Here is a 12,800-nt window from a genome sequence, read left to right as displayed (position 1 = left end):
AAAGAATATTTTTTAAAAAGTTTAGCACGCAGATTTTGCAGATTTTTTTTTATCTGCCAGATCTGCTAAATCTGCGTGAAACTTTATTTTATAACTTCAACCCAAAACCCTTTTGTTCTGGCTAAGAATGTATTGTCATACATCGCCTCACATTGCAAACCTGGCAAATAATAATTCCCAAGATAGGATGCATTCAACAAAATTCGGAAGACTTTTGTTTCTCCGGCCTTCATTCCAAAATAAAAATTAGTTCGGTCGTCACGAATATCGATATAGTCTGCAATATTGTTTGTCGCATCTCCGTAATCGGTAAAACGCGTATTTACTATTTCAAAACCTGAAGGTAGAATTTGGGACAAAGCCACATTTTCTACATGTTCATTTCTCTGATTTCTGATCGTAACCTCTGCTATAAATTCAGTTCCCTGACTAATTTTTGAAACATTAATAACACTTCCTTTTCTGTTTTTGAAAACAATCGAAGCTGAAACCTCACTCTGAATTGCCTTCTCTTGTCCGATTGGCAGTATGCCGGTGTTCAATACACGAACATAAACGGTATTGTTTTTAATGTTTTTCAGTGTTACGCTATTAGAACCACTCTGAACTACCAAACTTCTGTCGGCAACCGTTTTTTGAGTATTTATCGTCTCGCCTTTTCCGTTTTTGCTGAACTGAATATTAATTCCTTTTGGACCGTTGCTGACCGCAAATTTAGACATTGCATACAAACAATAAGCCGTTGTCTGCGTACTCATCCATTGATTGTTTGACATTTGTTTGGCTAATTTTGAAGCCATCGCAAATGCTTTTTGTTTTTGTCCTAAAAACAACATTGTTTCCAAAGCCATTGCTCTGTTTCTCTCGCTTGAACCATAATAGTAATAATTATAATTACTCGATTCGTCTTCAATTTTACTATGTAAAAACAAATTCAATCCAGCAGATTTCTGCCCTGCCAAAACGTAAGCTGCAGCCAAACGCAGTTTACTTTCATTTGAAATTCCTTTTGTTTCTCTTAATCTGTTCATCGAAGATAAATCGGCATTTCCGGCTAAAGCCAAAGTGTATAATCTGTAAGCCTGAGCCAAATCATTTCCGTATTTTGGTTCAAAACGCCATTGTTTTGCCTCGCGTTGTTGATATGAAATCCATTTTGATTTGAAATTAATTGGCAACACATATCCTTTTTTCTCTGCTTCAATTAAGAAATGCCCAGCGTATGAAGTTCCCCAATCATCTGCAATTGTATTTCCCTGCCAGTAAGCCACTCCTCCATTTGACAATTGAAAACTTCCTAATCTTGTAATTCCGGCTGTAATGTTCTTTTGAATAATTCCTTTTCGGGTCGCATCCAAATCAACAACATCATTCAAATACAATTGTGGAAAAACAGAAGAAGTCGTTTGTTCTATACAACCATGAGGATATTGAATAAGATATTGCAATCTTCCGTTCAAATTCATTGTTGGCATTGACGAAACTTCCAATCTCGCTTTATTGCTTCCTGAAATTCCAAAGGTTTTCCATGAAATTGTTTTGGTGCTATTTGGAGGTAAAATAACATCAGTAAAAGTATTTGTAACAGGATTCGGATTCGTCATATCAATTTCAACATCATAAACAGACTTCTCTTTTCCGGAAGTGGCAACAACCTGCACTTTTGCAATTCCGGTAGCAGAACCCACAACTAAATTGAAATACGCCATTTTTTCGTCAGGCGAAGCAAAAGTCAAGGATTGCGTTGCGCTTCCCATTACTTTTAAACCGTTGCTTGTTTTTATCTGAATTGAAACTTTTTTAATATTGTTCTCCGTTGCAAAAACGGTAACCGGAATAGTTACTTTTTCTGAAGGCGAAATTTTTCGTGGCAACGAAGCCAAAACCATCAACGGACTTTTAACTGGGGTTGCTTTTTCAACACTTCCATATGCGCTTGTGTTCGCATCTCCCGCAACCACCATAGTTCGCACAGAACCAATATATTTTGGTAATTTTAATTGATGCGATTTCGTTTGTCCTTTTTCTAATTTAAAAGGCCCATAATACAATACCACAGGTTTAAAACGATTGGCTTTTTTAGCTTTTCCGCCACCTAAATCCTGATCTCCGCCAATACTGAAAATCTGATTTATTTTTCCGCCATAAGCTCCTATTACATCATCATAAATATCCCAAGTTTTAACACCTAAAGCTTCACGAACATAAAAACTATCCCAGGCATTTGGTGTTTTAAAACGGGTTAAATCCAATAACCCTTCATCAACGACTGCAATGGTATAGGTCATCTCTTTTCCAGTTTTTTCGCCCACTTTTACCGTAAAAGTCTGCTCTGGTTTTAATACATCTGGCATTGATAATGTTGGAGTCAAAATAGTATTTTTATCCACCACTTCAATAGGAACAATTCCGTACATACGAATAGGCGAATCATTTTTAGTTGAAGCATGAGGCTGTAATAATGTGATATTAAAATACACATTAGGAGCCATTGCAGAAGTGATCGGCACCTCAACTTTTGTTTCTCCTTTTTGTGTTTTCGCCCAAATGGTCTGTACTACTTTTGATCCGTTTTCGATAGAAATCAAAGCCCGTCCGCCTTCACTTGAAGGGAAAGATATTTGCGCTTTTTCACCTACAGCATAGTTTTTCTTATCTGTAGAAAAAACCAACATATTGGCTGTTGAAGCATCTCTGTTACGCGTTTTACCAGACCAGATTGGCCAGTCAATATTTACCGTCAAAGCAGCTGCATGACCATCTGTATTATCTGAAACACGGATTAAGTAACGTCCCCATTCTTCATCTGTCAAATAAAACTGAACAGATCCTTTTCCTCTTGAATCGGTGTTGATCACAAAGGTTTTGTATGAAGTTGTGGCATTCGAAGAATTATAATTGGATAAATTATCACTCGAAGCATCCCACCACCAACGCCATTCTACTTTATATACTTTTACTTCAAGATTTCTTACCGATTTTGGTCTTCCATTTTCATCCACCGTCACAATATCAAAACGATTATTCGTTCTGGTCTCCAGCATTCCATATTTGTTAGGTTCCGGCGATTTGATTCCAACATAGGTTTTGTATGGAGAATAAGTCGTCGAAATCACATCGGTACTAAAATCTCCACCTTCTTCATATACTTTTGTGATGAAAGAAGCGCGCAACATTCCCGGTGCCTGACCTTGCAATTTTGGCTGAATATTAACTGAAGCTTTTCCTTTTTCATTTAATTTTCCTGAGAAAACATTAATTTCTTCTGTACTAAATTGACGTACTAAATCATCAAAACTAAATTTCTCATATCCTTTAAAAGTGGTTGTTTCCTGAGAAAATTTCGCCTGCATTTCTACATTCAAATTTTTAGCAATCGCACCGTGAAGCCAGGTCACTTCGAGATTGCTCATATTTGGATAAGAAGATGAAAGCGTTTTTCGTGAAAAGTTATTTTTGATTTTTAAACGATTTGGCTTAATGGTTTCAATTTTGATGCTTTTATAAAATTTAGCACCACCAACGCTTACCATTACCTCCCAGTTTCCTGTTGGCGCATCCTGACTTGTTGGAACTGTAAAAGCATAATGGTTAAGTTCATTTGTTTTTTGAATAGTCTGATAGACGGTTTTTCCGTTTGGATCATTCAGTCTGAATTTGATTGGATGTGACTTCGGAAGTTTGTTTGAAGCGTCATTTAAAATAAACGATAAATACAGATTATCACCAGGACGCCAAACACCTCTTTCTCCGTAAATAAATCCTTTTAAACCTTTTTGCAAGGTTTCGCCCGCAACATCAAAATTACTTACCGACAAGGAAAGCCCGTCATCTAACTTCACATAAGTTGATTGATTTCCTACAGAAACTATAGCAAAATAAGCGAACTTATCCAATTGAAAAGAAGCAATTCCCTCACTGCTGGTCGCTCCGGTTCCAATTTTTTGCTGTTGGAAATTGTATAAATCCACTCTTGCATTCGAAACAGGTTCTGTTGTTACAATATTATTTACAGCGAATAAATATGATTTATTTTCGCCTCTTTTTGCAATCACTCCTAAATCTGTTGCTAAAATATTTGTTGCAATTTTAGCATTGTAATAATAAGAACCTGTACAAGGATCCTGGCTCTCTCTCCATTCGTAATCGCCATAATAATAATCATCGTATGAATTCCCACTATAGTTTACGTCATTTTCATCAACTTCTTCCTCCTCTTCCTCTTGATCTGCATCTGAAGTTTCGCATTTATATAAAGAGTATTTCTTTTTGTAAACAAATTCTACTCTGTATATTGCCCCTGGCTCCGGCGTAATTATTTTGGATAAATCCAAAGCAAAAGTATTCCACTTACTTGGATTAATCAGTTTACTTTCAATTAAATTCAGTGTTGTTTTTGCGACAGGCTGTGCAACTTTCTTGAGATTTTGACTGCCGTTTAATTCATTATACTGAAGAAACTGCAAAATATTATTCTTGTAAATTTTATAGACTTTTACGTCAACCGCGCTTAAATTTACCGCTTCGAAATTCAGTTTTAAATTATTGGAACTTGGCAGAATAGTTCCGTTTTTAATGAAACGAATACTTGGTTTTATCTGGTCAAAAGTGATTTTCCCGGTATAATTCGCATCCATTTTTTTGCCGTACTGACTTTCGATTCCCTGAAAAACTTCCAGAAGCAATTCTCCCGTTATAACTTGTTCCGGTTCTTCATCCGGAACAACTTCTATAACATCATCAACAACCGCAGACGCAGAATCAACTGCAACTGATGCAGAATCAACTACAACTGCGGCAGAATCAACAGTAACGACAGCAGGTTCTTCCTGAACAGCAACCGGCGCTGGTTCTTCTTTTTTAGGAGCAGTTTCATTGCTAAAATAAACTTTCAGCAAATTTCCCTGCGTTGAAAATTTTAAATTGTTTGTATTCTGGATCGAAACCAAACCTTTAAAATCCTGTCCTTTTTCTAAAGGCTCAGAAAAATTGATTGTTAACGACTGATTACTTCCGTCCGGAACTTCAACTTTGACAATTTTAAATTCGTTTATATTGGTAATCGGAACATCGATTTGTCCTTTCTGATCAATATCAAAATCATCTCCGTCATAGAGAATCTCCAGATTTGAGGCTTCAGAATAACGTTGAATACTGTCAATTATGAAATTGAATTCTTTTCCCGAACCCGATTTCTTCTCAAACTTAATTTTAAGATTATTTCCTTTTTGTCTGGCTTCAACTAATTTTTTGGCCGTTTCAATATCAATATTGTCTGCTGTTTTTAAAACACAGTTCAGGTACTGATATTCCTTACTGTACGATTGAATATCAGCCGTATTTATGGTAAAATCCTGCTTAATGGTTTTAACTGTAAAATTGAAATCAGAAAGTGCTGCTTCTTTCTCTTTTGGAAGTGTAATCAGTTTATCTAAGTTCAAAGTAACCTGATATTCTGTTCCCGGTTTTAACTTTTCTTCCGGGATAAAAGCAATTGTATTAGGAGAAAGCGCCACTACTTTCCCGTCGATACTTGGAGAAATATCAAACAAATCGCTGTCTAAAACCTGATTGGCTTTCCATTCTTTTTTATCGAAAGCCAAAACCACCCGAATATCCGATTCCGACGAGACTAATCCCCCGGTGAAACTGACTATATACTCTTTAAACAATGAAAAATCGGAATTGAAATCGGCGGCTGATTTTCTGCCGCAAGATTGAAAAATAAAAAACACACAAAACACGAAAACTAATCCTTTTGCTTTCACTTTTATTTAGAGTTAATGGGTTACGAATTTAAAAAAAGACAGAACATTTTAACATTTTCATAGTTATAATCATAACTATTGCAATGCCAAATATATTGCAGTAAATGTAAAGTTTTTTTGTGATGCTTTAAGAAGAATTTTCTCAGTATTGATATTTAAAATTTTTGTTTGAAGTTTAAAAAAAATGAATTATTAAAATACTATATTTCATAACGTTTTAATAATATAAAAATGGCAGACCAACCAAATAGATATTCTACTGAAAATGAATTTATTGTAAAAAATAAAAATGTAATTATATATCTGTTTGGTGTAGTAACATTTATTATTTTGATTAGTTTCACTGATTATTATGTTTTGCCAGCTTCAAAAACTACTGATTTAATAACTCATTACAGTATTCAAACTACTGGAAAATCCAAACAAAAAGTTTCTTATCATTATTTTACACAAAAGGGATTTACATTCTCAACAGCAAAAGAATACATTGAAGACAATAATATTGAGATCGAAACTTCCTTATTATTTAAATCGATAACAGAGGTAAAATCAAAGACAAGAAACTATACCAGTCTACTTTCCAGCAGCTTAAGCATCAACGGCATCCTATTTTATTTTTGCCTTGTTCTGCTTGTTTCAATAGGAATAAGTTTAAAAATACTTCTTTCAAAAAAAGGTTTCTCAGAAAACACGTTTTATAATATAATCTGTTTTAATTCATTTATGATTTTCATATGTCTTTATATGACTTACTTATTCTAAAATTATTTTCTCCTTTCCAGAAAAAAACGCTTCATCAAATCCCCTGCTTCATTTGCCATAATACCTGAAATTACAGTAGTTTTTGGATGGAGCTTTGTTCCCATAACCATAAAACCACGTTGTTCATCCCGGGCACCAAAAACAATTTTCGAAATCTGACTCCAATACAAAGCACCTGCACACATTTGGCAAGGTTCAAGCGTCACATATAAAGTGCAATCTTTTAGATATTTTCCACCTAAGTAGTTCGCTGCTGCAGTTATCGACTGCATTTCGGCATGAGCGGTAACATCATTCAGTAATTCAGTTAAATTATGACTGCTTGCGATTACTTTATTGGCCACTACAATGACGGCTCCAACAGGAATTTCACCTTTATCAAAAGCCATTTGAGCCTCCTGCAAAGCTTTTTTCATAAAATATTCGTCGGTGAAAGGATTTATCATACAATTTTAAGCACTATAAGCAAATACAAAATATACTTCTCAAAACTATAATTTGTAACTTTTTGGATTCTGAGATGTTGAAAAAACATCAAGAATATAAATTCTATTTTCTTCAATTCTGTAAACTATTTTAAAATTCCATTTGGGAAAGAATCTGATATCTTTTAAATTGAATAAAGATTCTATTGGATTTTTTTCCGGGAACAAATTTAGCTTATCGCCCAAATCAAATAAGGTTTCTACAAACTAAATCAGCATTTTTCGGACTTTGGAGGTAAATATAATTATAACTATTCTGAATAGATTCTATAGCATTTGCAGACCAGACAACTGGTCTCATTTTTTTATGATCTTTTTTCTGGCTTCATCAGTAGAATAACTGTTTTCGCCTGTATCAGAAAGCTTCATAATTTCATTCAAATGACTTTTATATTCATTTGCCGTTAACGGTTTTCCACCCGTTGAGTACGTATAAATATCACTATTAAGCAGCTCTTCTATTTGATTTAGCAATTGTACGTTTTCAATATCTAATATTCTATGTACAATATTTCTGCGTTGTGCTTCTATATTCATAATCTCGGGATTTATTTCAAAGTTATAAAATATTCATCTGTAAAAGGATTTATCATAAAACAAAAATACATTTTTACTTATTATTTTTTATTACATTTATTTTTGATATTCTAAATTATGGACAAAAAACACAAAGTCTCTATTCTGGAACCCTGCCATGAAAATTGGAACAAAATGACTCCAAAAGATAATGGGAGATTTTGTTTGAGTTGTTCTAAAACGGTTATTGATTTTGCCTCCATGCTTCCTGATGAAATTCAGCATTTTTTCATTCAAAATCAAAATGAGAGAATTTGCGGAAGATTTAAAAATTCGCAATTAGATGAAGTAACGATCCAGATTCCACATCGCTTAGTATACTCACAAACCCGCTACCATAAAATATTTTTACTGGCATTGTTTATAGCTATGGGCGCTTCTTTATTTAGCTGCACAAATAAAGATGGAAAAAAACAAAAAATTAATAAAGTCGAAGTTATTGAAGACGAATCTCCAAAAAACCGTATAACAGTTGGAATAACAGTACCTTCAAATAATTCTTCACAAGATACACTTCCACCTCCACCCAGTGTTGATAAGATAAAGTTTGTAAAACCAATAGGGAATACGAATAATAAAAAGGCCGACAATAAAAAAGATACGTCCTTTAGTGTAAAAAGCGGAGAAAAAAAAAGCAATAACAAATCTTCAAAACAAGAAGCTTATGTTAAAGAAAAAGCTGAAAGTCATGTAAATGCAGAACTGCCCGGCGGTATTGAACAATTCTACACTTTTTTTGAAAATGAATATAAAAAGCCGGAAAACACCTCAAAACTCAAAATTAGAATATCATTCGCAATAGAAAAAAACGGCTCTTTGTCTTATATAGAATCTGAACCGGCTATTGACAAACCAGTAGAAACAGAAATTATTAGAGTTTTAAGCTTATCACCAAAATGGCAACCGGGAGAAATTAATGGCAAAAAAATAAGAATGCAATATTCTTTACCAATACTATTACAATAAAAATACCAGTAAGATCTCAGTATAAATTTAAAACCGTAAATTTGCTTTTTCTAAAAAAATGAAAAGCAATTTACTTTCAAATATAAAAAATCCAACCGATTTACGTTTACTCAACGAAACTCAATTACCACAATTGGCGAAGGAATTACGCGACTTTATCATCGATATTGTTTCTGTAAAAGAAGGCCATTTGGGTGCCAGTTTAGGGGTTGTAGAACTTACAATTGCTCTGCATTATGTTTTTAATACTCCCGAAGACTTATTGGTTTGGGATGTTGGACATCAGGCTTATGGACATAAAATTTTGACCGAAAGAAGGGAAAATTTCGACACAAACAGACAACTTGGCGGTATTTCAGGTTTCCCCAGAAGAAGCGAAAGCATTTATGATACTTTTGGCGTTGGACATTCTTCAACATCAATTTCTGCCGCATTAGGAATGGCGATTGCGTCTAAATTAAAAGGTGATTTCGACAAACAGCATATTGCAGTTATTGGCGATGCTTCGATCGCATCAGGAATGGCTTTTGAAGGTTTAAATCATGCCGGAGTAACTGATGCTAATTTATTGGTAATCCTAAATGACAATGCTATCGGAATTGATCCGAGCGTTGGGGCACTTAAACAATACCTTACAGCTGTTAAGGAAGGAAAAAATCCGAAGAAGAATAACATGATCAAATCATTGAATTTTGATTATTCGGGTCCGGTTGACGGTCATGATTTAATTGGCTTGATAAAAGAATTAAATCGATTAAAAAATATAAAGGGCCCTAAATTCCTTCACATTGTGACTACAAAAGGTAAAGGTCTGCAGCAAGCTGAAGAAAACCAGGTGAAATACCATGCGCCAGGGAAATTTGATGCTTCAACCGGAGAAATACATTTAAAATCCGAAGAAAATTTACCTCCTAAATATCAGGATGTTTTTGGTTTAACAATTTTAGACTTAGCCAAAAAGAACAAAAAAATTATCGGAATCACACCTGCCATGCCATCAGGAAGTTCCTTAAAATTTATGATGGATGAAATTCCGGAACGTGCTTTTGATGTTGGAATTGCAGAACAGCATGCCGTAACCCTTGCCGCCGGAATGGCAACTCAGGGTATGATTGTCTATTGCAATATTTACTCCACATTTTTACAGCGTGCTTATGATCAGGTAATTCACGATGTAGCACTGCAAAATTTACCGGTTATTTTTTGTTTAGACCGTGCCGGTTTGGTTGGCGAAGATGGTGCAACACATCACGGTGTTTTTGATATTGCATATTTGAGAGCTATTCCAAACATGATAATTTATGCTCCAATTAATGAAATTGCATTGCAAAACATTTTATACACTGCCCAATCAGGTTTAAAAAGTCCAATTGCAATTCGATATCCAAGAGGCCGGGGTGTAATATCCAACTGGCAAGTAAAAAATTTCGGACATTATGAAACTATTGAAATTGGAAAAGCAAATTACTTAAAAAAAGGAATTAAGAGTGCTGTTATTTCAACCGGAGCTATTGGAAATAATGTGATTGAAGCGTTAAAAGAATGTGATGATACCGACACTATTGCGCATTATGACTTTCCATTCATAAAACCCTTAGATTACAATACTTTACATCATATTTTTTCTAATTTCAACAGTATAATTACTATTGAAGACGGAACCATAAAAGGTGGTTTTGGGAGTGCTGTTTTGGAGTTTGCTGCAGCAAATAATTACACAAACAAAATAGAAATATTAGGCATTCCTGATATATTTATTGAGCACGGAACAGTAAACGAATTACAACAATTGTGTAAAATTGACGTTAAAAGTTTAGTAAATCTTTTTTCAAACCATTCAAAATAATTATTTTGCACAACCAAAAAAAATCAAAATTTACCCTAATGAAATTATTACGATCAACTTTTTTATTATTTCTTTTTTTATTTGCCTCAAACATCTTTTCCCAGAGTATAATTCAAACTACTTTAAATCCAAATCAACTGCCTCCGCCACCATCAAATTGGGCTAAAAAGAACAAACTTGGTTTTGACATTTCAGAAGTTGCTTTCGTAAATTGGAGTGCCGGGGGAACAAGCTCAGTTTCGGGATTATTTAGAGGTGAATTTACAAGAGGGTATACCAAAGACAATCATAAATGGTTTAATGAACTTATTGTAAAATATGGAATGAATAAACAAGATGGTACCGAACTGAGAAAAACAGATGATGCGATCCAGTTTAACTCAACATATGGATTTAGAAAAGATTCCCTTTCGAATTGGTATTATTCGGCTAAGTTTAATTTCAATACGCAATTTACCAACGGTTATAAATATCCAAACAGGGATATTGCCATCTCTAAACCTTTTGCACCGGCTTATATTTTTCTTGGAGCTGGAGCTGAGTATTCAGACAAGAAAAAAAACAGGACCTTTTATTTCTCTCCAATCACGTTAAAAACTACTTTGGTATTAGACGACTATTTAGCAAATCAAGGAGCTTTTGGTGTTAAAAAAGCAGTTTATGCTCCTGATCCGCTTGATCCGGAAAACGAGATTTTAATTGAAGAAGGTCAAAAAGTAAAAGCTGAATTTGGTATCTTATTTACCGGATACATGAAATCTGAGATTTATAAAAACGTTTTTTACGAAAACAGATTGACCTTATATACAGATTATTTAAACCATTTTGGAAACGTTGATGTTGATTATGATACTCGTTTGGACCTGGTAGTTAACGCTTATGTAAAGGCAAATATTGGTGTTCATATCGTTTATGACGACGATATCAAAACAAAGAAAGATGTGGTTGATCCGGTTACAGGCTCAAAATCGCAAGTAGATGACGGTCCAAAAACCCAGCTAAGACAAGTTTTAGGCGTGGGTCTTGTATATGCTTTTTAATAAATTAATTGTTTTTTCTTCCATTAATAGTTTCGAATAATTCAAGGGCATTCCCATCTGTTAAAAGAGATACATAATGACAAATATGAAGTAAACGTTCATATAAATTAGCTTTTTCCAAATGATGTTTTTCAGGCAGCATTTTCAGAAGTAATTTATCATAATTGGATGCTTTCCCTTCATATTTGTTATTAAAAGCAGTGATGAATTTATCCAATAAGGTTTGAATAATCTGATAACCTACAATTTCTTTTTCAATAACTTCGCGGCTCTGATAGATTTTTTCGACACTCAACTTGATAATATCATCCATCTGAGCTTTGTATTTGCTTTTATCAGTTAAAGCATAAGGAAAATTCCCCGCCAGAATTGCTTCTTCATTTTCAATAAAAACATCCACAGCATCATTTATCAATGCTCCAATAGCTAAAGCACGCAAATAACTAATACGATCTTCTTTAGTTTCAAGCAATTTATATTTTGAAACACCAATATTGTCTTTCACCAATTTTATTAAATATTCTAAGGCGAAATCTTCAGAAACCAAGCCTAAATTTATTCCGTCTTCAAAATCGATAATGGTGTAGCAAATATCATCTGCAGCTTCAACCAAATAGGCTAATGGATGTCTTTCGAAACCAATATCTCCATCAGATTTATTAGCAATCATTCCCATGTCATTAGCGACTTCCTCAAAGAATGATTTATCGGTCTGAAAGAAACCATATTTTTTATCGGCAATATTTGAAGTTGGTTTTTTAGGCAAACTTTCTTTTGGATATTTCATAAAAGCACCTAAAGTGGCATATGAAATTCGGAGTCCACCCTCTATTCCCGGACGGCTTGCCGTCAATACCGAAAATCCGTTGGCATTTCCTTCAAAATCAATTAAATCCTGCCATTGCTTGGCAGTCAGTTTATCTTTATATTTTAATCCATTTCCTATCGAAAAATATTCTCCAATCGCTTTTTCTCCGGAATGCCCAAAAGGCGGATTTCCGATATCATGTGCTAATGATGCTGCTGCTACAATTGCACCAAAATCATTCATATGATAACCGTGAATTTCTTTTAAATAAGGATATTTTTCGATGATCTTTTTTCCAACCAAACGCCCTAAAGAACGCCCCACAACCGAAACTTCTAAACTATGTGTTAATCTGGTATGTACAAAATCTGTTTTTGAAAGCGGAATCACCTGGGTTTTATCCTGCAATGATCGAAATGCTGCCGAAAAAATAATTCGGTCATAATCTACCTCAAAACCTAATCTCGTGTCATCTTGTTCTATACGTAACCTTTTGCTTGTGTCGCCTTGTTTCTTAAGAGATAAAAGTTGTTCCCAGTTCATTTTAAT

At 34.2% G+C, this 12,800-nt stretch carries 8 protein-coding genes; 4 read left to right on the top strand and 4 right to left on the bottom strand.

Annotated elements, in window-relative coordinates:
• Positions 1–83: 83 nt before the first annotated feature.
• Positions 84–5,768, bottom strand: a complete 5,685-nt coding sequence (locus tag ACEN92_RS17230) for an alpha-2-macroglobulin family protein (RefSeq protein ID WP_495639567.1) — start codon at positions 5,766–5,768, stop codon at positions 84–86.
• A gap of 231 nt (positions 5,769–5,999) precedes the next feature.
• On the opposite strand from ACEN92_RS17230, the gene ACEN92_RS17225 reads away from it, so the two are divergent.
• Positions 6,000–6,530 (top strand): hypothetical protein, encoded by a 531-nt coding sequence (locus ACEN92_RS17225; protein WP_495639566.1) that lies wholly within the window; start codon positions 6,000–6,002, stop codon positions 6,528–6,530.
• Between the two features lie 2 nt (positions 6,531–6,532).
• Here ACEN92_RS17225 and ACEN92_RS17220 read toward each other — a convergent pair whose 3' ends face one another.
• Positions 6,533–6,976, bottom strand: coding sequence for a nucleoside deaminase (locus ACEN92_RS17220; protein WP_495639565.1), 444 nt, complete (start codon positions 6,974–6,976; stop codon positions 6,533–6,535).
• A 336-nt stretch (positions 6,977–7,312) separates the two neighbouring features.
• Positions 7,313–7,552 carry a hypothetical protein gene (locus ACEN92_RS17215; protein ID WP_495639564.1) on the bottom strand — a complete coding sequence of 80 codons (240 nt, stop codon included), beginning with the start codon at positions 7,550–7,552 and terminating at the stop codon, positions 7,313–7,315.
• A gap of 117 nt (positions 7,553–7,669) precedes the next feature.
• Between ACEN92_RS17215 and ACEN92_RS17210 the strand changes: the two genes are divergently transcribed.
• From ACEN92_RS17210 to ACEN92_RS17200, 3 genes are read left to right on the top strand one after another with little or no spacing between them, the layout of a single operon-like run.
• The gene (locus ACEN92_RS17210; protein ID WP_495639563.1) at positions 7,670–8,557 is read left to right on the top strand and encodes a hypothetical protein; all 888 of its coding nucleotides are present in this window, start codon (positions 7,670–7,672) and stop codon (positions 8,555–8,557) included.
• Between the two features lie 58 nt (positions 8,558–8,615).
• Positions 8,616–10,403 carry a 1-deoxy-D-xylulose-5-phosphate synthase gene (locus ACEN92_RS17205; RefSeq protein ID WP_495639562.1) on the top strand — a complete coding sequence of 596 codons (1,788 nt, stop codon included), beginning with the start codon at positions 8,616–8,618 and terminating at the stop codon, positions 10,401–10,403.
• 38 nt (positions 10,404–10,441) lie between these two features.
• Positions 10,442–11,443, top strand: coding sequence for a DUF3078 domain-containing protein (locus ACEN92_RS17200; protein ID WP_495639561.1), 1,002 nt, complete (start codon positions 10,442–10,444; stop codon positions 11,441–11,443).
• 4 nt (positions 11,444–11,447) lie between these two features.
• Here the strand turns inward: ACEN92_RS17200 and ACEN92_RS17195 are convergent, their stop codons facing one another.
• Positions 11,448–12,794 carry a deoxyguanosinetriphosphate triphosphohydrolase gene (locus ACEN92_RS17195; protein ID WP_495639560.1) on the bottom strand — a complete coding sequence of 449 codons (1,347 nt, stop codon included), beginning with the start codon at positions 12,792–12,794 and terminating at the stop codon, positions 11,448–11,450.
• Between the last annotated feature and the right edge of the window lie 6 nt (positions 12,795–12,800).

Source organism: Flavobacterium sp. Flavsp81, assembly GCF_059491325.1.
This window is presented reverse-complemented; position numbering and strand designations above follow the sequence as displayed.